Origin of the sequence: Citrobacter sp. Cf118 (genome assembly GCF_030334095.1) — a bacterium.
GTDB classification, from domain to species: domain Bacteria; phylum Pseudomonadota; class Gammaproteobacteria; order Enterobacterales; family Enterobacteriaceae; genus Citrobacter; species Citrobacter freundii.
Genome location: NZ_JAOWES010000087.1, coordinates 104,982 through 130,715, shown reverse-complemented (window position 1 = coordinate 130,715; position 25,734 = coordinate 104,982). Strand labels below are relative to the sequence as shown.

The window sequence follows — 25,734 nt, the reverse complement described above, 5'->3', positions numbered from 1 at the left end:
ATGACCAAATATCGTCTGGGCGATGAACCTCGCGCCTTTAGTTACCAGGATAATGGCAATAAAAAGAGCGTATTACTACGCCAGATAATTGCGCTCATTGATTTTAATGATGTTAAAGCCGGTACGCTCGGTGGCTGGATTGATGATGAAAGCGTGCTTTCGCAAAGTGGCGATTGCTGGATTTACGATGAGAATGCGCTCGCGTTTTCCGGCGCGACGATATCCGGAAATGCCCGTATTACACAGGCAAGCGTGGTCAGAGATGGCGCGCAGATTGGTGATGCAGCCTGGATTGACCGAGCAGAAATCAGCCATAACGCGCAAATACGTGACAACGTCACCATTCGGGATTCTGTTGTTCGCGGTGAGTGCCTTCTCTGCGGTGATGCGCGCATTGTGTGTGACTCTGAAATTATCGCCGCCAAAGGACTAACTCGTGAAAACGACCAGCTCCTGCAAATTTACGATCGGGCGACAGTCAGCAATTCACGCGTGGTGCATCAGGTGCAGATCTATGGTGATGCGATGATTAACTATGCCTTTATAGAACATCGGGCTGAAGTTTTTGATTTTGCACGGGTAGAAGGTAACGAAGAGAATAATGTCTGGATCTGCGATTGCGCTAAAGTCTATGGACATGCGCGTGTCATCGCCGGAACTGATGAAGACGCCATTCCTACCCTGCGCTATAGCTCGCAGGTGGCGGAACACGCGGAGGTTGAAGGTAACTGTGTGCTGAAGCACCATGTGCTGGTCGGGGGGCATGCAAAATTACGCGGCGGCCCAATTCTGCTGGATGGGCACATCCTGATTGAAGGCCACGCCTGTATTCTGGGTGAAGTGCTGATCGAGCATCATATTGAGATAACCGGTCAGGCCCAAGTTGAAGCCTTTGATGGCGATGCGATCCATCTGCGCGGGCCAAAAGTGATCAACGGCGAACAACGTATTACGCGCACCCCTATCGCCGGTTTATTCTGAAGAGTCATCAATGATGCGGGCATAGAGATTCACATCATAGTAATCGCCATTGAGGAACTCCGCTTGTCGTAAGCATCCTTCCAGTTGGAAGCCATTGCGCAACGCCACCTGGTTGCTCTTGACGTTATCTACACGACATTTAATCACGAAGCGGCGAATCTCCTGGCGCTGCGCATAATGCTGAATCAATGCCTGTAGCGCCTGAGACAGAATACCTTTGCCCTGGTGATCTTCGTCCAGCCAATAACCAATATAAGCGGCTCTGTTCAGCGGTTCTATCTGGTTAAACGAGATAACGCCAGCCACCTCCCCTTGTTCGAAAATAAGGAACATTTTGGCGTAGCCGCGCTGGTGCAACATCATATTGCCCTGCACATTCTTGCGGGTGTCCTCCACAGAAGTCACAAACTGCGGCCAGTTCAGCGACTGCTGGAGCCAGACTTTATTTTTAAGAACCAACTGATGCAGAGGGGTGACGTGTTGTTCTTCGACGGCACGCAGTTCCAGCGCGTCACTAACGATTATTATTTCTGACATGTTTATCTCCTTTGCAATCGTAAACGGGGCATTTCTGACTGGCAGTAGCCGATATTACTCTGTTTAGAGTCGGGGAAGTCTTATTTTTATGCTGTAACAGCAATCACTTAGAAAGAATCTCTGGCGTGGAACCCGTTACTCTGGTGATTCGGGTATCCCCTCATGGATAGACCGTAATGATGACAATAACACTTTCACTTTATTGCTAAGGAGCAAGCATGGCAGCACCTTTGGGTCGTTTAGCACTTATTCCGCTTTTACTGATTACCGCCTGTCACCAACCCGTTTCCTCCACTCAAGCAGGCCCCGTTCCCTTTGCAGTCAATCAGCAACAGGTCGTGGATAATACCACGCTGGAAATTTCCCGTAGCGCACTGGAATATAACATTCATAAAGTTCAGCAACTGCTGGCAGATAAAACCCGGATGTGCGCCATTCTTAAAGGAGACGCGTATGGCCACGATCTCTCACTGGTAACACCGGTGATGATGCAAAACGGCGTGCAATGTATTGGCATCGCCAGCAATGAGGAGATTAGAACCGTTCGCCAGTCAGGCTATACATCACAGCTCATGCGCGTTCGCAACGCGACGGAAAAAGAGATGCGCCAGGCAGCGGACTTCGATACCGAAGAGCTGATCGGTAATCTGGATATGGCTAAGCGTCTGAGTGCCATTGCTCAGGAGAAAGGTAAAATCATTCGTATTCATCTGGCACTGAACTCTGGCGGTATGTCGCGTAACGGTCTGGAAGTCAGTACCGCTGCAGGTCTGGAAGAAGCCCGCGCCATTTCCGCATTACCCGGCCTGAAAATTGTTGGCATCATGTCGCATTTCCCGGAAGAAGATGCTGCGGTGGTTAGACGCGATCTGGCCCGTTTCAATAAGCAATCGGCCCAGGTACTGAAAATTACCGGGCTTAAACGCGAAGATGTCACCCTGCATGTCGCGAATACGTTCGCCACCCTGACCGTTCCTGAATCCTGGCTCGACATGGTCCGTGTTGGCGGTATTTTTTATGGCGATACCATCGCCAGCACCGAATACAAACGCGTCATGACATTTAAATCCGCCATCGCGTCGGTAAACCATTACCCCAAAGGAAACACCGTCGGATATGACAGAACCTATACCCTTAAACGTGATTCCGTTCTGGCCAATATCCCGACAGGTTATGCTGATGGTTATCGCCGTGTATTCAGTAACGCGGGACACGTGCTGATCCGCGGCCAGCGGGTTCCGGTACTGGGTAAAACATCCATGAATACCGTGATCGTCGATGTGACCGATTTACCGCAGGTTGCATCTGGCGATGAAGTGGTGCTGTTCGGTAAACAGGGAAATGCGCAGGTTAGCGCAGAAGAAGTCGAAGAAATTAGCGGCGCGCTGTTCACTGAAATGTCGATCCTCTGGGGGGCGACGAACAAACGCGTGATAGTCGATTAACACCTAAAACAGGAAGGGCTTCCTTTTCTCGCTGGAAGCCCTTTTACACAGCAAGCGCCATTCTACTTAGCTCTCACTGACACTCTCTCTTTGCAAAATTTTGAGCAAATCTTCCTTCAGGTGGAGTTTCTGTTTCTTAAGACGAACAATGTCCAAGCTATACCCCCGACCATCCGAACCTTCCAGTCTGGAGATCTCATGATCAAGGCTGTTGTGTTTTTCGAATAAGGACAGAAAGCGAGGGTTCTCGGATTTCAGTCGGGAAATAAGGTCTCTGTATTCTGGAAACATACTTTCTCCCTGTTAGTGGACAAGAACGTGTATAAGAAATACACACTCACAGAGTACCCATTTGCCATACAGAAAAATGCGAACAGGATCGAGTAAATAGTGTACAGAGTCGTTATGAGGATGAATGCAGATACGGCTCCCCATCAGGAGAGCCGTAAAGAGAGTGATTAACGCATCTCGCGGTCGTCAACGTACTGACGTTTATCCGGCGCTGGTGGGAAGTACTGATACAGCCAGGTTTCGCTGATGGCGTCACCCTGACAACGCAGGAACATACGCATATCTACCGGATCGGTTGAGTCAGAGGTCGGATACCAGTCAAACTGAATGCGATAACCGTCGATTGGTTCCACGTAGAGGATCTCAATCTGTTTCGCTTCACCGCTTGAGAGCGTAATCACCGGTTCAATGCCTTTCGGCGCAGCAGCTTTTAGATCGCCACCAACAAAATCAACGGCAAAACGGCGCGCCCATTTTTCCGGGTAGTGCTCGCCCGGCGCCCATCCTTCCGGAAAACCGCCCATGCCTGTCCGGGTCGCCATCACGCGAGCCAGCGGTGAACGCACCGGCGGCTGAGCACTCCAGTACAGGCGATATTTGAATTCCAGCTCATCGCCGGCTTTGATCTTCTTCTCAGGCTGCCAGAAGCAGACAACGTTATCCAGCGTTTCGCCGGTCGTCGGGATCTCCATCAGGCCGATGGTCCCCTTGCCCCACTGGTTTCGCGGTTCGACCCACAGGCTTGGACGCTTGTTATACCAGCCCATGATGTCCTGGTAATGGGAGAAGTCGCGATCGAGTTGCAGCAAGCCAAACCCTTTCGGGTTGTTATCGGTATAGGCGTTGAACTGCAGCTTTTGCGGGTTATTCAGCGGGCGGCAGATCCACTCGCCATTGCCCCGCCACATCGCCAGACGATCGGAGTCATGAATTTGCGGGTGAATAGTGTCGCACATCCGACGCTCATTGTTGCCGCAGCTGAACATGCTGGTCATCGGCGCAATGCCGAGCTGTTTGATGTCTTTGCGCGCATAGATGTGGTTTTGTACATCCATAATCACCTGCGTTTTCTCGCAGTGGATCACGAACTTGAATGCACCGGTTACGCTTGGGCTGTCGAGAAGTGCATACACGGTAAAGGAGGTTGCGCCCGGTTTAACCGTCTCGAACCAGAAAGAGGTGAAATCAGGAAACTCTTCTTTGCTGTCGGTGTAGGTATCTACCGCCAGACCGCGGGCCGATAAACCGTACTGATAGGTGTCATCCACGGCGCGGAAATAGCTGGCCCCCAGGAAAGAAACGACATCGCGGCGGGCCAGTTCTGGCGCTTTAAAAACACGGAACCCGGCGAATCCGAGGTCAGTCTGCCCTTCCAGCTGTTTGGTATCCACGCCCGCATCGTTATATTTAAACAGTTCCGGACGGAAGTGAATTTCACGCGCCATATGCGTACTGCCATCAACCGAGAACATACGTACACGGCGACGAAAACCCATTCCCACGTGGAAGAACTGCGCATCAAGCTGACGATTTTCAACGTTGTTCCACAGAGACTGCTCTGCGTCATATTGAATGCTGTTGTAGGCCTGCGGCGTCAGTTTCGCCAGCGTGTCCGGTAACGCGCGCGGTGCGCCGCCCCAGGGTTTCTGTGCTAAGTCATGGGCCATCGATTGCAGAACGGAAAAATCAAAACGTACGGTTTTTCCGTCTGCAATGTCAGACTCTGCCGCAAAGGCGGCGCGGGAAAAGAGTGATGCAATACCACTGGTTCCGCACACGGCGGCCATTGCCATTGAACCTTTAATAAATCGTCTGCGATTCATGCCTGAAAGTGAGTCCTTCTGGTCGTGTAAATGGTCCCGCGCCGGTCAAAATCAGCGGCAAGAGAGTGCACATTTCTGACCGCTCACTCTAGACAAAATTCATTAATAATCCAATTGTTGGTCGCCGATTATCTGTACAAAATCGAAAATATTTTATGTCGATGGGAACAGACCGAATCCCATGTAAATTCCATTAAAGTAAACCACACCGACGTTTACTTCGCTCTTGCGCCTCCTGATACAGCGCAAACTCATCATAAACCGCGCAACCCAGCGCCTGTTCAAACGCGTCGCGGCTGGAATTCCCGTGGCTGCGAGCCTGCGTTTCATTCCCCAGATTGGACTGGAAAATCCCTGCGGCGCTCACCGGTAAAAAATCTTCGTAAGTGATGGGTTGCGCAACCAGCCACCCTCGCTCAATGAGCGGTTGCGGGTCGTCATCCGGACGGATTGCCTGGCGATGCGCTTCGCCTGATGGCGTCAGTCGATAACGAAACCAGGCGAGTCCCTGCTGGCGCAGCAGAAACTCACTGTCCGGAAACGCCTTGAACACCTCCTGAAGATGTAACTGGTGCGTCAGATTGTCTTTCCCCGTTCCCGCTTTATTCAGCAATTCGTCGTATAACGCTCTGCCTTTCGGCGTCAGGGCCACACCGCGCTGTTCGATTTCACCGAAACGTGCCGTGTGAGTGCCGCGCATTTCACCGGCAAACAACACCGGTTCTTCCAGCGCTTTGAAACTCGTCTGACGTAATAAAATGGGCACCTCGCGGCGTGGCGGCCCTTCAATCAGTATTTTCGGTTCAATGCCGCATTCCGGCATCATCGACTGCACCCGGTCGATATCCAGCGTACGCGGCGTCAGGTGGTTGATATGGCAACCGGGGAAACACACTACATCAGCAATCAGCCGGTGTTCGTTATGCAATGCATGATAGGTCTCTTCATCGACCGTGGCGTGCTGATGCCAGCGGAATGTTTCCAGCGCTTCATGCACAAACTCTTGCGCCTGTTCAGATGTAAAACTGCCCTGCGCATCAAATTCATCCAGCAGCTCGTGACAACGGCGAGTGAAAATATCGCGTTTCGCGAGGATCTCAGCGGCTTTTTGCCGCAGCGCGGCGTTTTCGATTAGTTCGAGCCGTAATAACGAGGTGAATACCCGAAACGGGTTGCGCGATAGCGAGGCATCGTCGATGGGACGAAAGGCTGTGGAATGTACGGGGACGCCTGCCTGGGAGAGATCGTAATAACTCACCGGATACATGCCCATAACGGCAAACATTCGGCGCAGCGTAGAAAGCTCCTGCGCGGTACCCACTCGAATAGCGCCATGGCGCTCAACGTTTAGCCGGGCCAGTTCATCCGCATTCGCCAGTTTTTCATGCAGCGTCGGATTATTTTCCAGTACCGCCAGATTCACATCAGCGACAAGTTCCAGCAACGTGCCGTATTGCGGGACTTCCTGCTGGTACATTGCTGACATTGCCTGCGAAAATTGTTCCCGAATCTCATCTGCCGTGATGGTGTTCGCCATAATGTCATGCCTCCAGTGAATATTACCTGGAGTGTAGAAAACACCGCTGACTCCGGTGGGAAGAATTTACAAAGTGTGACCCCGCGTAAACTTCCCACCCATATAAACGATGAACAGTACCTACTGACGGGGTTTCAAATGACTTTCCAGCCAGGGGAGCATCTGTTTTTTACGGCTAAGCATACCTTCTACCTTGCAGGGTTGCGGAATGTCTGAAAGTTCTGCTCCAGCAAACCACAGGCTGGTGTCACCCAGATTGATGTCGGTAAGCATCAGCACGACCAACGCAGCATTCTTTTCCTCTGCATAGCGCGCCATTTCCTGACGGAGATCGTCCAGCACCGCATCCACCTGTTGCAGCGCATACAGTTCAAGCTGCGCTACACATACTGAATGTCCATGGATGGTGAAGGTTTTAATGTCTTTCTGCAAAAGTTCGCGGGCGCTCATCCCTTCCACGCTTGTTTTGGCTGACTGCAGGTCGCGACTGAAAGCGTCAAGATCCACTCCGGTTTTTTGGGCCAGCGCATCAACCGCCAGGCGATCGTCAGTGGTGGTCGTTGGTGAACGAAGCGTGACAGTGTCACTCAATACGGCGCCGAGCAGTAAAATAGCCTCAGCGGAAGATAACTGGTTACGTTCATCTTCCGTCATCAGTTGCCACAGCAGGGTTGCGCTACTGCCGACGGGCTTCACCCACACTTCCGGTGGCAGACGGGTGACTAACCCACCAAGTCGGTGATGATCGATAATTCCCACCACGTTACTTTCTGTCAACGATTCCGGCCCCTGGGCAGGCTCGGTGAAATCGACCAGCCAGACGTCACGATCGGTCAGTTCAAACGTCAACCGTTCAGGCATCGTCAGCCCCGCATGCTCAAAGATAAACTGCGTTTCGCGGTTAGGCTCGCCCAAACGCCATGCCGTCGCCTGCTGGCCACGTAAACTAAGCCAACGAGCCGTCATTGCGGCGGTGCAGATGGCATCGCTATCGGGATTAAGGTGCCCTATTACATGTATCATTCATCAGTGCCTTGTGAAGAGAAATCGTTCAAAAGTAAACAATAACCAAAGTATAACGACTGAACATACTCCCTTCCATGATCCCACCACCCAGCAACGCTGTACAAAACACAAGCAAAATAAATCAGTTGTAAGTAAAACATGATAAATGTTAATAATATTTTGCTATCAGGTTATCAAAAACAAACAACTTTACTTGTCACCGATACGGCTCTGTTTTTAACATCGCTTATGGAAAAAAATGTTCTGTTCAATCAGCGCATTCGCTTGCGCCATCTTCATACTTTTGTCGCCGTTGCACAGCAGGGAACGTTGGGGCGCGCGGCTGAGACCCTTAACCTGAGTCAACCGGCTCTCTCCAAAACGCTAAATGAACTGGAGCAACTGACCGGGACCCGGCTCTTTGAGCGTGGCCGCCTTGGCGCGCAGTTAACGCTGCCAGGAGAGCAGTTTCTTACCCACGCGGTAAGAGTGCTGGATGCGCTCAACACTGCCGGGCAAGCGTTAAATCAGCGCGAAGAATCGCAGACTGATGTCGTACGGATTGGGGCCTTACCCACCGCGGCACTGGGCATTCTGCCTGCGGTAATTGGTCCTTTCCACAAGCAGCAAATGGAGACCACGCTGCAGGTTGCCACCATGAGTAACCCAATGATCCTGGCGGGTTTAAAGTCCGGAGAAATTGATCTCGGCATTGGTCGCATGGCCGATCCGGAATTAATGGTCGGTCTGAATTATGAATTGTTGTTTCTGGAATCACTTAAACTGGTCGTGCGCCCTAACCACCCGTTGTTGCAGGAAACCATCACATTAAGTCGGGTAATGGAGTGGCCGGTGGTGGTTTCGCCAAAAGGAACCGCGCCTCGCCAGCACGCAGAAGCATTGTTGCAAAGTCAGGGTTGTAAAATGCCGCCAGGCTGCATTGAAACACTTTCAGCATCGCTCTCCCGCCAACTGACGGTTGATTACGACTATGTATGGTTTGTCCCTTCAGGTGCGGTTAGAGAGGATTTACGCCAGGCGACGCTGGTATCGTTGCCGATACCTACCCACGGGGCGGGTGAACCCATCGGGATTCTTACTCGTGTCGATGTGCAACTCTCTCAGGCCGCGCAGACCCTTATCGCCGCAATACGCAAAACCGTACCATTTTGATGCCAAAAATAAAGGGACCAGATGGTCCCTTTATTGATGATTAAAACGTTTCCCAATTATCGCCGCTGGCCGTTGCCGCCTGCGGACGTGAATGACCCGGCGTAGTAGTTACCGGAACGCGTTTTATTGCGCTTGTCCCGGTTAAACGGAATGTGCCGACGGCTTCCGTTAAGCGTGCGGCCTGCTCTTCAAGAGAGGCCGCAGCAGCCGATGCTTCTTCAACCAATGAGGCGTTTTGCTGCGTGACCTTATCCATCTCTGAAATCGCCTGGCTTACCTGGACGATGCCCCGGCTTTGTTCATCAGAGGCCGCCGCAATTTCCAGCATAATGTCGGTCACGCGTTTTACCGCATCGACAATATCCGTCATCGTATTGCCCGCCGCGACGACTTCTCCAGAGCCCTGGTCAATCAATCGGACTGATTCGCTGATCAATCCTTCTATCTCTTTTGCCGCCTGAGCGCTGCGGCTTGCCAGCGTACGGACCTCACTAGCCACCACTGCAAACCCACGCCCCTGCTCTCCTGCCCGCGCCGCCTCAACCGCCGCGTTCAGCGCCAGGATATTGGTCTGGAAGGCAATGCTGTTAATAACGGCGGTAATTTCAGAGATTTTCTTCGAGCTCGTTGAGATATTGCCCATGGTTTTCACCACACCAGAGACCATCTGACCGCCCCGGCTGGCCTTGCCGGATGCATCTTCCGCCAGCGTACTCGCATGATGCGCGTTGTCGGCGTTTTGCTTCACCGTAGCCGTCAGCTCTTCCATGCTGGCCGCCGTTTGTTCAATCGCCGCGGCCTGTTGTTCGGTACGTGAAGACAGATCGGTATTACCCGCCGAAATCTCACTGGTACCGCGGTAGATTTCTTCCGCGCCCTGACGTACCGTGCCCACTGTTTTCGCCAACGACCGTTGCATTGTCTGCAGATGACGGCTCAGGCGCCCAATTTCGCTGCGTCCGGTGGGTTCCTCTGGCATTGTCAGGTCCCCTTCTGAAATTTGCTCAATGCGCTGGGCCGCACGTAACAGAGGATGAATAACGGTACGGCGCAGAACAATAAACGTCATCACGGTCAGTGCCAGCGCAAGAACGAATGCCCCCAGCATAAAGGCCATGCCAAGCTGTGTACGTTGGTGCGCCTGTTCGCTTAACTGATTCGCCCTGGCGGTACGAATATCGATCGCCTTTAACAATACCTTGTTGTAAGCAGAGTCCAGCGGTCTGGCCTGTTCATTTTCATGGTTGATGATCGCTTCGAACATGCCGTTTTTAGCGTACTTGAGCATAGGCTGTAAGCCATCGATATAGGCTTTGAAATTGGCGCTCAGTTCAGCGTCTAACGCCTCTCCGGCAGTAGTTTTCACCGCACGAGCCATATAAGTATTGAAACCGTCCTGCGATTGCTTAATACGTTTTTCTGCCTCGGCAATATTGGCCTTCATGTCATCCATTTCAGCAATACGGCTCGCCGCACCAGCATGGATCATGTTGATACGCGCGGTGCGTAAGTGGTTAGAGCTGTTAGATAACCCCATCCTGACCTGAATCTCATCGGTTACATCGCGCTGATCGCGATCGGCCTGCATAAGAAAATAACCTGCCAGCCCGGAACTTAAGGCGAATAGCAGAAGGATGCCACCGAGAATGGAGGAAAACAGCGGAACCAGTCGGATTTGATGCAGAAAGCCCAGTTTATGCAGGGCTTGCATCGATGTAGTGTTGTCCATGACCGTCGACTCTCTTGTAGGGTTTATGCGTGAAAACACGCCCGTTAGATAGTCATCGGCAATCCGGGAAGTTTACTTACCGTGAAAAGCGCCGGATTCGTCACACTTTCACAACATAATTCTAAAAAATTCAGGAAAGTGCCAGCGGTGAAATCCGCTGGCCAATGAATCAGTTATCACCAAAATGGATAACAGTACGGATGGATTTACCCTGATGCATTAAATCGAACGCTTCGTTAATCTGCTCCAGAGGCAGGCGATGCGTAATAAACGGATCTAACTGAATTTTTCCGCTCATTGCTTCTTCGACCATACCCGGCAACTGAGTGCGCCCTTTTACGCCGCCAAACGCGGAACCGCGCCACACGCGACCGGTTACTAACTGGAACGGACGTGTTTTGATCTCCTGACCGGCACCCGCCACCCCAATGATGATGCTTTCGCCCCACCCTTTATGGCAACACTCCAGCGCCGCACGCATCACGTTAACGTTGCCGATACACTCAAAGCTAAAGTCCACGCCACCGTCGGTGAGCTCAACAATCACGTCCTGCACAGGCTTATCGTAATCGTTCGGGTTGATGAAATCGGTCGCGCCCATTTCACCAGCCAATTTGAATTTCTCCGGATTGGTATCAACAGCCAGAATACGCCCGGCTTTTGCCTGCACCGCGCCCTGAATCACCGCCAGGCCAATACCGCCCAGACCAAATACGGCTACGGTATCGCCTTCCTTCACTTTCGCGGTGTTATGGACCGCTCCGATACCGGTGGTCACGCCACATCCCAGCAGACACACTTTATCCAGCGGAGCCTGCGGGTTAACCTTCGCCAGCGAGATCTCTGCGCAAACGGTATATTCGCTGAAGGTACTGGTGCCCATATAGTGATAAATCGGCTCGCCGTTATACGAGAAGCGCGTTGTGCCATCAGGCATCAGACCTTTGCCCTGTGTCGCCCGCACGGCCTGACACAAGTTAGTTTTACCCGATTTACAGAACTTGCACTCGCCGCACTCTGCGGTGTACAGCGGGATCACATGATCGCCCGGTTTCAGGCTGGTGACGCCTTCCCCCACTTCAACCACAATGCCGCCGCCTTCATGGCCCAGTACCGCCGGGAACACGCCTTCCGGATCGTCGCCTGAGAGGGTAAAAGCATCAGTATGGCACACGCCGGTGTGGGTAATTTTAACCAGCACTTCACCTTTCTTTGGTGGTGCGACGTCGATTTCAACAATTTTTAACGGTTGGCCGGGGCCAAATGCAACTGCTGCACGTGATTTCATTTGTCTCTTCCCATTATTGCAAGGTGATGGTGTTATTTTAGATAAGCACGCAGAAGATGGCCGATCTCAGCCATGCGCACAGCTCGCTGGTCTGGTGTTGTCTCCCCACTGACCAGTTCATCTTTCAGGTGGATCTCAACCATTTCGCCCATCAGACCATTGGATGCGCCGCGTACGGCGGCAATTTGTTGCAGGATCGCCAGGCATGGTTCGCCAGATTCCAGTGCGCGCTCAAGCGCATCAACCTGACCGCGAATACGGCGTACACGGGTGAGAATGCGTTTTTTATCTCCAGGTGAATGCGGCATACGCCCTCCTTATACTATAGGGGGGTATACTATCAGAATTTTTATGTAATTGTAAAAAACTAACATCTATTTAATGAGGGGTGACGACCAGGCCTCGTCAGATGAGCCCTGGTCGCCAGGTCACTGAATGGCTTTCTGAACTAATTTTTCCAGATTTTTTAAGGGTTGAATTGCCGCAGTATCTGGTCCATAAGTCTGTAATATCTCAACCGGATGATATCCAACGACTACACGTCCATCCGACTCTTCCCGAATCAATACTCTAAAGGGAAGATCGAGCGCCATATCAGGATATGCCTGCATTAATGGTGTGCCACCTTTAGGATTGCCAAAAATAATGACTGTTGTGGGTAACATGGTTAGTCCAGCATTTTTAGCCTCTTTCGCATGATCAAATTCGCCAAAAAAAACAAGATTATTACTCTCAATGGCAGCAATGAGATGCTCTCTGGTCTGCTGGTAATTATAAGTACTATACGTTTTGATCATGGTATTCCCGGTGTTGGCAGCATGACTGGTTACCGTCATAAGCAGATACAGTGCAACTGTGATAAATATATTTTTTAGAGACCGAAGCATCACAACATCCTTAATTTAACGATAGTCTGGAAAGCTATCTAAGACCAGCGGATACTTTGCCGGTATAATCTCTCTCGTGCTGATTCTGTGCAAGGATACACTTGGCAGAATGCACCATCGCAATAAGACCCGCAGCCATCATTATCGTGTCTTTTAAGACCAATCGCCCGGCGCCAGAAAGATAGGGAAATCCGGTGTGATAATCCTGGCCACTTACCCATGTTTCTGGTGTAAATATCAGGAATGTCAGAGTGACAAAAGGAGTTAAGAAGGCAAGTGTTGCCCCCCAAAAACCGATTTTTGGTGATACATAATGAGCAAGAATTAATAATGAAAAAATGACTTCAACAATACCAAGTCCGGTAGAGTACCCATAAGTATTATTCGCATGATGCCATGCGCGGTTAGCCTCTATTAATTCGCCTTCATGGTTCATGAACTGAGTATAATTACTCGGATCGTTATAAAAGAAAGACATAAATGGGCTATTAGCTACAAAAGGAACGATGCTATCTGCTTCATAGGGAATGAACTTCAACAATCCTATCCACATAAATACAATGGCAATAGAAATGCGACAAAGATTTATTCCCACGTTTTCTTTCGTTGAAACATATTGGTATAGTTTATCCATCATATCCAGAGGTCCTGTGTTGTAGAAATCACGACCTTTATAACCTTGTTATTTATATGCCTATATATTCAGGAATCTATAATTTTTGTTTGATCGTCTGTAAAGGTCAAAATATAGACTATGGATAAGTTCGGTTGAGTGGAATGAACTCCTTGTTTTCGGTTTGGCTATCAAACTACTCGTAGCAAATCGTTGTATAACGTGGTGAAAGCATGTCTCTCTTCATCGCCCACGGTTGCTGTATCCCTTGTCCGACAAAGTAGAGCGTTCCTTTACCCTTTTCCCAGATACCTCCATCAGTTTATCGCTGTTACGCCACAGCGTTAGGTTGTCGTCAAAAAGATTCAGTTCGCCGTACGTATCGGCAACCAACCTGACATGATCAATTTTTACCAATCCATAACCCAGGCTTACAGCATTAATATTCTCTCACGTCAATAACCACTAAAAGTTAATGGTTTATAAAACAATTTAACCTTACAATAACCATACTTTTTCATGTCTTAAGTTTAAGCTGGAGAAAAAAATGGAGCTCAGCCGGAGGCAGTTCTTTCGAATCTGCGCGGGCGGTATGGCAGGAACAACTGTTGCATCTCTCGGATTCTTATCATCTTTTTCCGTTCACGCGGAAACCCGTCAATACAAACTCTTAAAAGCAAAAGAGACACGTAATAACTGTACGTACTGCTCAGTAGGCTGCGGCATGCTGATGTACAGCCTTGGCGATACAGCCAAAAACGTCAAAGAAAGTATCTACCATATTGAGGGCGATCCGGATCATCCGGTGAGCCGTGGATCGTTGTGCCCTAAAGGCGCTGGCGTGCTGGATTATATTCATAGTGAAACCCGTCTGCAGTATCCCGAATATCGCGCACCGGGTTCGGATAAATGGCAGCGCATTAGCTGGGATGATGCGATTAATCGTATTGCCCGACTCATGAAAGATGACCGCGATGCCAACTTTATAGAGAAAAATGCCCAGGGCGTTACCGTCAACCGATGGTCCACCACGGGCATGCTATGCTCCTCAGCGGCAAGTAATGAAACCGGGATCCTCGACGGTAAATTTGCTCGCGGACTAGGTATGGTCGCTATCGACTGTCAGGCACGGTTATGTCATGGTCCCACCGTTGCTGCTCTTGCACCAACGTTTGGACGTGGTGCGATGACCAACAACTGGGTCGACATTAAAAATGCCAACGTAGTGCTTATTATGGGCGGCAATGCCGCTGAGGCACATCCGGTAGGCTTTAAATGGGTAGTCGAAGCGCAAACTAAAAATGACGCCACCGTGGTGGTAGTCGACCCGCGTTTTAACCGTAGCGCCGCCGTCGCCGATCTGTATGCGCCAATACGCGCTGGTTCCGACACCGCATTCCTGCTCGGTGTAATCCGTTATCTGCTGGAAAACGACCAGGTGCAGCACGACTATGTGCGCCATTACACCAACGCCAGCCTGATTATCCGTGATGACTATCAGTTCGACGACGGCTTGTTCAGCGGCTATGACGACAAAAAACGCCAGTACGATAAATCGAGCTGGTTCTATCAGCTTGACGAACAGGGTAATGCCCTGCGTGATGAAACATTGTCTCACCCACGCTGCGTGTGGAATTTGCTGAAAGCCCACGTCGACCGCTATACGCCAGAAATGGTTAACCGGTTGTGTGGGACCTCAGTGGCAGATTTCAATCGTATCTGCGAAATTCTCGCCAGCACCAGCGTGCCTGACCGCACCGCTACTATTCTGTATGCGCTGGGTTGGACACACCACTCCGCCGGGGCACAGATTATCCGCGCCGCCGCTATGCTCCAGTTGCTACTGGGCAATATAGGCATGGCGGGCGGTGGCGTTAACGCCTTACGTGGCCACTCCAATATTCAGGGCTATACCGATCTTGGCTTGTTGTCGACGAACCTGCCAGGCTATATGCCGCTACCGTCGGAAAAACAGCCTGACTACCAGACCTATATTTCGCAAATCACGCCGCCTGCGCTAGGCGTGAATGAGGTCAATTACTGGCAAAATACGCCGAAGTTCTTTGTTAGCATGATGAAAAGTTTCTGGGGCGACAATGCAACAGTGGAAAATAACTGGGGCTACGACTGGCTACCTAAATGGGATCGCCTGTATGACGTAATGACCCAGGCTGAATTGATGCTCGAAGGGAAGATTAATGGTTACATCGTTCAGGGCTTCAATCCGCTGGCGGCGTTTCCGGATAAAAACAAATCAACTCGCGCGCTTTCAAAACTGAAATATATGGTGGTTATCGATCCGCTGGTCACTGAGTCGTCCAATTTTTGGCAAAATCATGGCGAGATGAACGATGTAAACCCGGCAGATATTCAGACCGAAGTTTTCCGTCTGCCCTCTTCCTGCTTTGCTGAAGAAAATGGTTCAATCGCTAACTCCGGGCGTTGGTTGCAATGGCACTGGGCTGCGGCAGAACCACCAGGTGAAGCCTTACATGACGGGAAGATCCTCGGTCGCCTGTTTATGCGGCTGCGCGAGTTGTATCAACAGGAAGGTGGAGCGAATCCGCAACCCTTGTTGAATATTGCCTGGAATTATAAAGATCCATACGACCCACACCCAGAAGAGATTGCGCGTGAAGCAAATGGCCAGGCGCTTGAAGACCTTTATGATGACAAAGGCCAGCTTATAGCCAAAAAAGGCCAGCAGCTCAGCAGCTTTGCACAGTTGCGCGATGACGGCTCGACCAGCAGTTTCTGCTGGGTCTACTGCGGAAGCTGGACAGAACAAGGCAACCAGATGGCCAATCGCGACAACAGCGATCCGTATGGTCTGGGCTGCACACCGGGCTGGGCGTGGTCATGGCCTGCCAACCGCCGTATTCTCTACAATCGCGCTTCGGCCGATCCATCAGGAAAACCGTGGGATCCCAAACGAACCCTGCTGCATTGGAATGGCAAAAAATGGGTCGGTATGGACGTAGCCGACTACGGCCAGGCCGCACCGGGCAGCAACGTTGGTCCGTTTATCATGAATCCGGAAGGCGTAGCGCGTCTGTTCTCCATCGACAAAATGAACGACGGGCCATTCCCGGAACATTACGAACCCATTGAGTCGCCTATTGGTACCAACCCGCTGCACCCGGATGTCGTATCCAGCCCGGTTGCGCGTATCTACCATGACGATATCGCCAATATGGGTAAAGCGGATGCCTTCCCGTACGTCGCCACAACTTACTCCATTACCGAACTGTTCCGCCACTGGACCAAACATGCGCTGCTCAACGCCATTGCTCAACCCGATCAATTCATCGAAATCGGTGAGGCGCTGGCGAGCAAAAAAGGCATTGCGGCAGGTGATACGGTGAAAGTGATGTCGAAACGCGGCTTTATCAAAGCGAAGGCGGTGGTCACCAAACGTCTGCAAACGCTGACGATCGATGGTAAGCCGGTCGATACTATCGGTATCCCTTGTCACTGGGGCTTTGAAGGCGCCACACGCAAAGGGTTCCTTGCCAATACGTTAACGCCATCGGTGGGTGACGCGAACTCGCAAACACCGGAGTATAAAGCGTTTCTGGTCAACATCGAGCGAGCGTAAGGAAGGGAACTCATGGCTATGCAATCACAAGATATTATTAAACGCTCGGCGACGAACAGCATCACGCCACCGCCCCAGGCGCGGGATTACCGTGCAGAAGTGGCAAAATTAATTGATGTCACTACCTGTATTGGCTGTAAAGGCTGTCAGGTCGCCTGCTCAGAGTGGAACGATATTCGCGATGAAGTGGGCTACTGCAACGGCGTCTACGACAACCCGACCGATCTCAGCGCTAAGTCCTGGACGGTGATGCGCTTTAGCGAAACCACCCAGAACGACAAGCTGGAATGGCTGATCCGCAAAGACGGCTGCATGCACTGCGCCGATCCCGGCTGTTTGAAAGCCTGTCCATCCGCTGGAGCAATCATTCAGTATGCCAACGGGATTGTCGACTTTCAGTCCGAGCACTGTATTGGCTGTGGCTACTGCATTGCTGGCTGCCCGTTCAATATTCCCCGGCTTAATCCCGAAGATAACCGGGTCTACAAATGTACGCTGTGCGTTGACCGGGTCAGCGTGGGCCAGGAACCGGCCTGCGTGAAAACTTGTCCGACCGGCGCTATCCAGTTTGGCACCAAAAAAGAGATGCTCAATGTAGCGGAAACTCGCGTGGCGCAGTTGAAAAAACGCGGCTATGCCAATGCGGGCATCTACAACCCGCAAGGGGTCGGCGGCACCCACGTGATGTATGTACTTCATCACGCGGATCAACCATCGCTGTACCACAATCTGCCGGATGAGCCAAAAATCGCCGCACCAGTGAACCTCTGGAAGGGGATTTTAAAACCACTCTCCGCCGCCGGATTTATCGCCACCTTTGCCGGGCTGATTTACCACTACGTGGGAGTCGGCCCAAACAAAGAGACGGATGATGATGAAGAGGAGAACGGTCATGAGTAAAAGCAAAATGATTCTGCGCACCAAATTCATCGACCGTGCTTGTCACTGGACGGTGGTAATAAGCTTCTTCCTGGTGTCGCTTTCCGGTATTGCGCTGTTCTTCCCGACGTTGCAATGGCTCACCGAAACTTTCGGTACACCGCAAATGGGACGAATTTTACATCCGTTTTTCGGGGTGATGATTTTCATCGTGCTGATGTTTATGTTCGTCCGTTTTGTACACCACAACATTCCCGATAAACAGGACCTTCCCTGGATTAAAGGGATCGTTGAGGTACTTAAAGGCAATGAGCATAAAGTCGCTGATGTGGGGAAATACAACGCTGGGCAGAAAATGATGTTCTGGAGCATCATGAGTCTAATTCTGGTATTACTGATTACCGGCGTTATTATCTGGAGGCCCTACTTTGCCCATTATTTCTCAATTAACATTGTTCGTTGGAGTTTGTTAATCCACGCGACAGCAGCCATTGTGCTGATCCACGCCATTCTGATCCATATGTACATGGCGTTTTGGGTAAAAGGTTCAATTAAAGGTATGATCGAAGGGAAAGTGAGTCGACGCTGGGCGAAGAAACACCATCCTCGCTGGTATCGTGAGGTTGAACTTACTGAAGAAAAAGCACCGGAATTAGAGTCTAAATAAAATCAATAAGACCGCTGTTATTCAGCGGTCTTATTCTCTCAATGACCCAGTGATATACTGCGGCGCTGCGAGACCTGATTATCAGGCGAATAAAAGGCCCTCCATTCAATGATGAACAAACCCTACCCAACCCGCAGCAAATCACTGTATCTCGTGGTATAACGCGGAGAGAGCATATCTCGCTTCATCGCCCACGGTTGTTGTATACCTTGTCCGGCAAAATAGAGCGTTCCTTTACCCTTTTCAGCATTGAGCGTATCCAGAACGGCCATCAGCTTATCGCTGTTATGCCGTGGAGCGTTGTTATCAAAAAGATTCAACTGTGCAACACCTGAGCTAAAAAAATCGCCCAGCATGACCCCTGCTTTTTGATAACGTAGCCCCTCTCGCCATATTGCGTCCAGGCTACATGTGGCCGCCCTTATAATTTCCCGACTATCCTGGGTTGGTGTCAGCAGTTTTATCGATGCGCTGTTACCGTAATACGGTTCATTCAGGGAAAATGGGCTGGTTTTGATAAACGTAGAGATAAACCGGCAGAACTGGTGCTCTCTGCGCAGCTTTTCCGCAGCACGTGAAGCATAGGTACAAATTGCCTCTCGCATCGCGTTGTAATCCGTGAGTTTTTCACCAAACGATCTTGAGCAGATAATTTCCTGCTTAACTGGCGCAAACTCCTCCAGCTCCAGGCAAGGTTCACCGCGCAATTCCCGCACAGTGCGCTCAAGCACAACGTTGAAATGTTTGCGGATAAAGCGAATATCGGTATCTGCCAGGTCGCAGACCGTTTTAATGCCCATAGCGTCAAGTTTTTTACTGATACGGCGTCCAACACCCCAGACTTCATCAACCGGGAGCGCAGTCATCAGCTTACGCTGGCGCTCAATATTCGAGAGATCCACCACCCCGCCAGTCTGTTCCTGCCACTTTTTGGCAGCATGGTTAGCCAGCTTGGCCAGGGTTTTGGTCTGGGCGATACCGACCCCAACCTTGAGGCGTGTTTTTTGTAAAATGGTTGCTCTGATTTCCCGACCAAAATCCGTCAGATCCCGGCAGTTTCGCACGCCCGTTAAATCGCAAAAGGCTTCATCAATACTGTACATCTCCACGCGCGGCGACAGCTCCTCCAGAATCGACATCACCCTGCTGCTCATATCCGCATACAATTCGTAGTTCGAACTAAAACAGAACACGCCATAGCGCCTGAACAGATCTTTCTGTTTGAAATATGGTGCGCCCATATTAACGCCAAGCGCTTTTGCCTCCGCACTACAGGCAATGACACAGCCATCGTTATTTGAAAGAACGACAACGGGTTTACCCTTCAGATCGGGCCGGAATGCCAACTCACAGCTGGCATAAAATGAATTAACATCCACCAGCGCAAACATAATCAGCCCGCAGATTTAATGATGAATGTCACTACGCCAAATATATCCAGCGTGTCCTCGCTGCCGATCATGATCGGCGCGTAGGCGCTGTTCTCTGGCTTCAACATCACCACCGGATGCAATTGCAGGCGCTTAACGGTGAATTCGCCTTCAATAGCAGCAACCACAATGTCTCCGTGGGCCGCTTTTCTGGCACTGTCGACTACCAGCAAGTCGCCAGCACCGATCCCTGCCCCCATCATGGAGTCGCCAGACGATTTAACAAAATAGGTTGCACTGGGATGCTGCACCAACAGATCGTTGAGATCGATACGTTTCTCAACGTAATCCTGCGCAGGAGAGGGAAAACCGCAGGGCACGAGATCGCTAAATAGCGGGAAGTGTTTGATTTCGCGGTGTTCAACTGGCTGGAAAAACAACATAATAATCTGCCTCTCATATAACTGTATTTATATACAGTAGTTTTAATGAAGACAGTGATCAAGTGACAAGTGTGGCGAATTGAGCGTTGTTTAACCATCTTGCCGATAAGCTTTTATGATGTCTGGAAAAATAATCGGCTAAAAAAATGCCCCACATTTGCGGGGCATTACCTCAGGAGCGTTTTCGCGGCATCATGCGCAACAACGTATTGTCCTTCCAGAAATAGTGATGCATCAGGGCAGCAGCAGCATGCAGAGCAATAACAAAATAACCCAGGTTTGCCAGCGTCACGTGCCAGGACTTCAGCATATCCACTAAATCAAAGTTGGCCTCTGCCGCATGCGGCATAACGATGCCGAATGCAATCCACGGGTTACCCCGGTTGTACATCATCACCAGCCCAATAATCGGCAGGACAATAAACAACAGATAGATAACCAGATGCCCCAGATGCGCCATTCCGGTCATCATCGGCTTCGGTTTTGGCACAATCGGCGGAGCCGGGTATTTCAGCCTGACCAGCAGACGCGCCACCATCAGCGTTAAAATAGTGATACCGCAGGAGACGTGCACCATGTTGAACAAGGGGCGATAGCTGCGCGGGAAAAATCCGCGAAACTCCATGGCGCTGTACGCCACAATAACCAACAAAAAGACCAGCCAGTGAATACCGATTTGCAGGCCAGAATACTTATTCCCCATAACACTTCCTGAATAAAAACAATAATGCGTCAACATAACGGGCTTTTGTTAAAAATTCATTAACTTTTGTTCACCCATTTTCAGTCGCTTACGCTTAACCGCAAGAACCGCTATTGCCGAGGATGCCTGTCTGGACTAAGCCTGGTAGGGAAAATATGTCGTACCGCCTCATCCTGACAGGAGAAAACCATGAGTAAAATTGGCATTAACGGTTTTGGTCGTATCGGTCGTCTGGTATTGCGTCGACTACTGGAAGTCAAAAGCAACGTGGAGGTTGTGGCCATTAATGACCTCACCTCGCCCAAAATTCTCGCCTATCTGTTAAAGCACGATTCAAACTACGGCCCGTTTCCCTGGAGCATCGACTTTACCGAAGACGCGCTGATTGTCGACGGTAAAAAAATCGCGGTTTACGCAGAAAAAGAGGCCAAAAATATTCCGTGGAAAACGACTGGCGCTGAGATAATCATCGAATGCACCGGTTTTTATACCTCGACAGAAAAAGCCAACGCGCACCTGGATGCAGGGGCCAAAAAAGTGCTGATATCCGCCCCGGCTGGCGATATGAAAACCATCGTCTTTAACGTCAACGACGATACAATGGATGCGAACGATCGGATTATCTCGGTCGCATCGTGCACCACTAACTGCCTCGCACCGATGGCGAAAGCCCTGCACGACAGCTTCGGTATTCAGCTTGGCACCATGACCACCATTCACGCCTACACGGGAACGCAGTCGCTGGTTGATGGACCTCGCGGGAAAGATCTGCGCGCCTCACGGGCAGCAGCGGAGAATATCATTCCCCATACCACCGGAGCCGCCAAAGCCATTGGTCTGGTCATTCCGGCATTGAGCGGAAAATTAAAAGGCCACGCCCAGCGTGTTCCGGTGAAAACAGGATCCGTCACGGAACTGGTATCGGTATTGGGGAAAAAAGTCACTGCTGAAGAGGTCAACAACGCGCTGAAAAAAGCCACGCAAGACAATGAGTCATTTGGTTATACCGATGAGGAAATCGTCTCGTCAGATGTCATTGGCTCGCATTTCGGTTCGGTATTTGATGCGACACAAACCGAAATTACCGAAGTGGGCGATCTGCAACTGGTAAAAACAGTCGCCTGGTACGATAACGAATACGGTTTTGTCACCCAACTTATTCGTACGCTGGATAAATTTATCAAGCTCTAATGTTCTGGCGGAGGCTCGCCTCCGCCCTCTTTCATTTCCCGCGAATTCAATACGTTGTGAGTCTCTCCCCGTTTTCGATTCACTGACTGTGCTATAGCTAACCTTTGCCACTGAGGGAGCATAGTAATGGAAGCACTGAGTCGTGAAACGTTAGAAAACATGATGGAGCAAGCCGTTGCTAAGGCCACCACCGTCTCATTCTGGCCGCAGGGTGAAGCCCCCGGAGCAAAAAACAGCGATGCGGTGTTTACGCCTGAACCCCGACATACAGGAACATCTCAGTATGATCGTGCGGTCACCGGTATTCGCGCCCCGGAAATTACCGTTTATGCCCCCGTAAAACCTAACGGCATAGGGATCCTTGTCACGCCAGGCGGCTCTTATCGTCGCGTGGTGATGGATAAAGAAGGCAGCGTACTGGCACCGTTCTTTAACGCTCGCGGTTATACCCTGTTTGTGATGACCTACCGCATGCCGGGTGATGGCCATGAGGAAGGCGCAAACGCGCCGCTGGCCGATGCCCAGCGCGCCATGCGCTACATTCGCGCCAACGCCCATGAATGGAAAATTAACCCTGATCGTATCGGTGTGTTGGGCTTCTCTTCCGGTGGTCACGTGGCCGCCAGTCTGGGAACCCGGTTTGCCGAAACGGTTTATACGCCGATAGATAACGTAGACGAGCAACCTGCGCGCCCTGCGTTTATGGCACTGGTGTACCCGGTTGTCACTCTGCGCGAAGACATCGGTCACCCGGGATCTCGTCTTGAGCTGGTTGGCGCTAAGCCCGAAAAGGAAGATCTGCGCTACTATTCTCTGGAAGAACGCGTGGATAGCACAACGCCGCCGACATTCCTGCTACACGCCATTGACGATCCGGCGGTGAAGGTAGAAAACAGCCTGGTCTTCTTTAATGCGCTACGTGAGCAGGGCGTTCCGGTCGAAATGCATCTGTTTGAACGCGGTAAGCACGGATTTGGTATTCGTGATGCGCAAGGGTTACCGCTGGCAATCTGGCCGGAAATGATGATGAACTGGGTAGCCACTAAAGTGTGAAGATTGCGCCGGGTGGCGTACAGACTCACCCGGCGAAAAACTTAGGACTGCAGATACACCACTTGCGTTTGCAGGTATTCGTTCAGACCATGTTTACCATCAGCCCCCCCAATCCCGGACTTACGCCAGCCAGCGTGGAAGCCCTGCATCGCCTCGAAGTTTTCACGATTAATATAGGTTTCGCCAAACTTCAGCCCCTTAATCGCCTTCATTGCCGTATTCAGATTCTGCGTATAGATCGATGAGGTCAGACCGTAGTCGCTGTCATTGGCCATTGTCAACGCCTGTTCCAGCGTATCAAACGCTACCACCGGCAGCACCGGACCAAACGTCTCCTCGTGCATAATCGCCATCTCCTGGCGCACGTCTAGCAGTAACGTCGGCGGGTAGTAATAACCTTTGCCGACAACAGCCTTACCGCCCAGCACCACTCTGGCCCCTTCCTGCACCGCTCGTGCGACTTTCTGCCCCACACGATCCAGCGCAGCGGCGTTAATCAGCGGCCCCATCGCAATGTCATTGCGTTCGGCCGGATTGCCAAACTGCACGGCTTTCATCGCCTCACCCAAACGATTAACGAACTGGTCATAGATACCTTTCTGAACGTATACGCGCTCAGCACAGTTGCATACCTGTCCGGTATTGATCACCCGCGAGTCAACAATGGCCTTCACCGCCAGCTCAAGGTCAGCATCGTCCATCACGATAGCCGGAGCTTTACCACCCAACTCCAGACAAACTTTAGTGATGTTTTTGGCCGCTGCGGCCATAATTTTTTCGCCCGCGCCGACGCTGCCGGTCATACTCACCATCGCCACCTTCGGGTTTCCGGCCAGCTCCTGACCGACCGTTTCACCGCGTCCCAGCACCAGATTAAAGACCCCGCGCGGTAAACCAATGTCATCAACAATTTTGGCAAAGGCGATGGCGTTATTCGGTGTGAATTCACTCGGCTTAATGACAATGGTATTCCCCGTCAGCAAGGCGGGAGCCAGTTTGCGGGCAATCAGGAAAAACGGGAAGTTCCACGGCAGAATACCCGTCGTCACGCCCAGTGCACGCTTAAACAGCAGGATATTCTCACCCGGGCGATCGCTTTGCAGGATCTCGCCTTCATAGCGACGCGCCCACTCCGCCATGTAATCGATATAGTCGGCGGTAAACGCGACTTCAACGTCAGCCAGTTGTCGAATTTTTCCACCTTCCGCCACAATCAACGCGCTGATTTCATCGGCTCGCTGGCGGATACCCGCAGAAATTTTGCGTAACCAGTTTGCCCGTTCAATGGCAGGCAACGCTTCCCATTGCGGCTGAGCGCGATCCGCGGCATCGATCGCTTTACGTGCGTCTTCGGCACGCCCATCGGGAATACGCGAGATAATCTCTTCCGTGGCCGGATTGACGACATCAATCCAGGCGTCATCGTGCCAGGTCACAAACTGCCCATCGATATACATAGGATGTTGTACGGGTACTGACATGCGGCTCTCCTGTGATTGATTTGTTTTTAACAAGTAAAATCATTGTTAATTAATATCAATCATGCATGGCGCATTATCGCTGGAGTGGCAGTTCTGTGAACTGCTTCATAAAAGCGTCTGGAAAAGTGATGATGAAGAGAAAAAACAGGTGGGCTTTCTGCCCGTTTGCCGTAAAACGCCGACAAACGGGCAGAAGGGATTACAGAGAACGGCTCTCAAGTAAGTCGGTCAGCGCGGTATCATTTTTTAGCTGCTGCCAGGCTTGCTCAACCCCCTGAGGAATATCAACATGGGCGATAAAATCGCGGCCGCAAGGCCCGTAGCCGGTTGCATCATCACGCAGGCGCGGAAGCTCACCGGTAATGAGAGACAGGTAACGATCCACCGACCACAGACCTTCGGTGGTCGGGGCAAAATCCACGCCGTCGCCCTGCTCAGTCAACTCGGGGACAAAACCGGGGAAACTGATCCAGCGTGGAGCCTGCGGATCGTCACGCGTGACGCGTTCAAATGTCGCCATGGTGCGGCGCTGCATAGTAGGGTCCTGCACCACAATGACGGTCTCCATGGTTTGGGCCGCCTGACGCAGTAACGCACAACTGAACCGGGCGTTTTCCCCACTGTTGGTGGACTGATCCTCCACCCAAATTTTCTCACCGGGAATGTGCCAGAACTGGTGCGCGATATCGGCAAGGATCGCCGCTTCCGCGCGACCGGTGGTACGAATCGTGTGGTAGCGTGGATGCTCTGCGATGGCAGCATACAGAAAGGTCGTTGAGTGACCGATACCACCGCTAATCAGTAAGGGAACCTGTTGCTCTTTCGCTACCCGACAGGCTGCATCGATGGTCGGGATCACTGCGTTCCCGGCCAGAATCACGCAATCTGTCTGCACCGTGATATTTTCAGCGAAATCATTTTGCGCCAGCCATTGCCCCACGGTGTTAATCGCCGCAAGGGTGGTGGCGGAAAGTGGCGGAAACTGTCTCATGTTCATGACTCCTGGAGTTTGTTCTTTACCGGATACAGATGCCGGATGG

The 25,734-nt window shown here is 51.3% G+C and carries 23 protein-coding genes and 1 pseudogene; 8 read left to right on the top strand and 16 right to left on the bottom strand.

Translation table 11 applies throughout. The features are described from left to right. Complete coding sequence (ydcK, locus tag OGX67_RS15885) at nt 1–981, top strand: YdcK family protein (protein WP_046670723.1); 981 nt, start codon at nt 1–3, stop codon at nt 979–981. Here the strand turns inward: ydcK and rimL are convergent. Beyond that, nucleotides 973–1,518 carry a 50S ribosomal protein L7/L12-serine acetyltransferase gene (gene rimL, locus OGX67_RS15880; protein ID WP_003836113.1) on the bottom strand — a complete coding sequence of 182 codons (546 nt, stop codon included), beginning with the start codon at nt 1,516–1,518 and terminating at the stop codon, nt 973–975. The genes ydcK and rimL overlap by 9 nt on opposite strands. 218 nt (nt 1,519–1,736) lie before the next feature. On the opposite strand from rimL, the gene alr reads away from it, so the two are divergent. Beyond that, nucleotides 1,737–2,963 carry an alanine racemase gene (gene alr, locus OGX67_RS15875; protein ID WP_257651187.1) on the top strand — a complete coding sequence of 409 codons (1,227 nt, stop codon included), beginning with the start codon at nt 1,737–1,739 and terminating at the stop codon, nt 2,961–2,963. A 66-nt stretch (nt 2,964–3,029) separates the two neighbouring features. Here alr and OGX67_RS15870 read toward each other — a convergent pair whose 3' ends face one another. From OGX67_RS15870 to OGX67_RS15855, 4 genes are all read right to left on the bottom strand, one after another. Beyond that, a complete protein-coding gene (locus tag OGX67_RS15870; protein WP_003020276.1) occupies nt 3,030–3,254 on the bottom strand; it encodes an HP1242/YdcH family protein in 225 nt (74 codons plus the stop codon). A 167-nt stretch (nt 3,255–3,421) separates the two neighbouring features. Next, nucleotides 3,422–5,077: a glucan biosynthesis protein D gene (locus OGX67_RS15865; protein ID WP_003836107.1), complete on the bottom strand. Its 1,656-nt coding sequence runs from the start codon at nt 5,075–5,077 to the stop codon at nt 3,422–3,424. A gap of 193 nt (nt 5,078–5,270) precedes the next feature. After that, nucleotides 5,271–6,614, bottom strand: coding sequence for a 2-oxoadipate dioxygenase/decarboxylase HglS (gene hglS / locus OGX67_RS15860; protein ID WP_003020282.1), 1,344 nt, complete (start codon nt 6,612–6,614; stop codon nt 5,271–5,273). Nucleotides 6,615–6,734: 120 nt separating this feature from the next. Continuing rightward, nucleotides 6,735–7,637, bottom strand: a complete 903-nt coding sequence (locus OGX67_RS15855; RefSeq protein ID WP_257651186.1) for a manganese-dependent inorganic pyrophosphatase — start codon at nt 7,635–7,637, stop codon at nt 6,735–6,737. Between the two features lie 231 nt (nt 7,638–7,868). On the opposite strand from OGX67_RS15855, the gene pcaQ reads away from it, so the two are divergent. After that, entirely contained in the window at nt 7,869–8,792 is a 924-nt protein-coding gene (gene pcaQ, locus OGX67_RS15850) for a pca operon transcription factor PcaQ (protein ID WP_257651185.1), read from the top strand. A 40-nt stretch (nt 8,793–8,832) separates the two neighbouring features. Here pcaQ and OGX67_RS15845 read toward each other — a convergent pair whose 3' ends face one another. From OGX67_RS15845 to OGX67_RS15820, 6 genes and pseudogenes are all read right to left on the bottom strand, one after another. Then, nucleotides 8,833–10,521: a methyl-accepting chemotaxis protein gene (locus tag OGX67_RS15845; RefSeq protein WP_032949364.1), complete on the bottom strand. Its 1,689-nt coding sequence runs from the start codon at nt 10,519–10,521 to the stop codon at nt 8,833–8,835. 169 nt (nt 10,522–10,690) lie between these two features. Beyond that, nucleotides 10,691–11,809, bottom strand: coding sequence for an S-(hydroxymethyl)glutathione dehydrogenase/class III alcohol dehydrogenase (locus OGX67_RS15840; RefSeq protein WP_003020293.1), 1,119 nt, complete (start codon nt 11,807–11,809; stop codon nt 10,691–10,693). Nucleotides 11,810–11,841: 32 nt separating this feature from the next. Beyond that, a complete protein-coding gene (locus OGX67_RS15835) occupies nt 11,842–12,117 on the bottom strand; it encodes a metal/formaldehyde-sensitive transcriptional repressor (protein ID WP_286526794.1) in 276 nt (91 codons plus the stop codon). Between the two features lie 120 nt (nt 12,118–12,237). Beyond that, entirely contained in the window at nt 12,238–12,696 is a 459-nt protein-coding gene (locus OGX67_RS15830) for a DUF302 domain-containing protein (RefSeq protein ID WP_174329896.1), read from the bottom strand. 34 nt (nt 12,697–12,730) lie between these two features. Next, entirely contained in the window at nt 12,731–13,330 is a 600-nt protein-coding gene (gene rclC, locus OGX67_RS15825; RefSeq protein WP_071696153.1) for a reactive chlorine resistance membrane protein RclC, read from the bottom strand. A gap of 175 nt (nt 13,331–13,505) precedes the next feature. Continuing rightward, nucleotides 13,506–13,681: pseudogene (locus tag OGX67_RS15820) on the bottom strand (DUF4113 domain-containing protein); the annotation flags it as partial. Between the two features lie 175 nt (nt 13,682–13,856). On the opposite strand from OGX67_RS15820, the gene fdnG reads away from it, so the two are divergent. The 3 genes from fdnG to fdnI are packed head-to-tail and all read left to right on the top strand — an operon-like array spanning nt 13,857 to nt 18,453. Beyond that, nucleotides 13,857–16,907: a formate dehydrogenase-N subunit alpha gene (gene fdnG / locus OGX67_RS15815; protein ID WP_257651184.1), complete on the top strand. Its 3,051-nt coding sequence runs from the start codon at nt 13,857–13,859 to the stop codon at nt 16,905–16,907. 12 nt (nt 16,908–16,919) lie between these two features. Then, nucleotides 16,920–17,807 carry a formate dehydrogenase subunit beta gene (gene fdxH, locus OGX67_RS15810; protein ID WP_003020306.1) on the top strand — a complete coding sequence of 296 codons (888 nt, stop codon included), beginning with the start codon at nt 16,920–16,922 and terminating at the stop codon, nt 17,805–17,807. After that, nucleotides 17,800–18,453 carry a formate dehydrogenase-N subunit gamma gene (fdnI, locus tag OGX67_RS15805; RefSeq protein WP_003020312.1) on the top strand — a complete coding sequence of 218 codons (654 nt, stop codon included), beginning with the start codon at nt 17,800–17,802 and terminating at the stop codon, nt 18,451–18,453. Before fdxH ends, fdnI begins: the two co-directional genes overlap by 8 nt. A 122-nt stretch (nt 18,454–18,575) precedes the next feature. On the opposite strand, the gene OGX67_RS15800 is transcribed toward fdnI, so the two are convergent. The 3 genes from OGX67_RS15800 to cybB all read right to left on the bottom strand — a co-directional run bounded on the left by OGX67_RS15800 (nt 18,576) and on the right by cybB (nt 20,969). Next, a complete protein-coding gene (locus OGX67_RS15800; RefSeq protein ID WP_257651183.1) occupies nt 18,576–19,844 on the bottom strand; it encodes a Y-family DNA polymerase in 1,269 nt (422 codons plus the stop codon). Between the two features lie 2 nt (nt 19,845–19,846). Beyond that, nucleotides 19,847–20,266, bottom strand: coding sequence for a translesion error-prone DNA polymerase V autoproteolytic subunit (locus OGX67_RS15795; protein WP_003020321.1), 420 nt, complete (start codon nt 20,264–20,266; stop codon nt 19,847–19,849). Between the two features lie 172 nt (nt 20,267–20,438). After that, nucleotides 20,439–20,969, bottom strand: a complete 531-nt coding sequence (gene cybB / locus OGX67_RS15790; protein WP_003020322.1) for a cytochrome b561 — start codon at nt 20,967–20,969, stop codon at nt 20,439–20,441. Nucleotides 20,970–21,158: 189 nt separating this feature from the next. On the opposite strand from cybB, the gene gap reads away from it, so the two are divergent. Continuing rightward, complete coding sequence (gene gap, locus OGX67_RS15785) at nt 21,159–22,160, top strand: type I glyceraldehyde-3-phosphate dehydrogenase (protein ID WP_003020325.1); 1,002 nt, start codon at nt 21,159–21,161, stop codon at nt 22,158–22,160. Nucleotides 22,161–22,286: 126 nt separating this feature from the next. After that, a complete protein-coding gene (locus tag OGX67_RS15780; protein ID WP_257651182.1) occupies nt 22,287–23,213 on the top strand; it encodes an alpha/beta hydrolase in 927 nt (308 codons plus the stop codon). 41 nt (nt 23,214–23,254) lie between these two features. Here OGX67_RS15780 and aldA read toward each other — a convergent pair whose 3' ends face one another. Next, nucleotides 23,255–24,694: an aldehyde dehydrogenase gene (gene aldA / locus OGX67_RS15775; RefSeq protein WP_086551263.1), complete on the bottom strand. Its 1,440-nt coding sequence runs from the start codon at nt 24,692–24,694 to the stop codon at nt 23,255–23,257. Between the two features lie 199 nt (nt 24,695–24,893). Next, complete coding sequence (locus OGX67_RS15770; RefSeq protein ID WP_268044259.1) at nt 24,894–25,691, bottom strand: YdcF family protein; 798 nt, start codon at nt 25,689–25,691, stop codon at nt 24,894–24,896. Between the last annotated feature and the right edge of the window lie 43 nt (nt 25,692–25,734).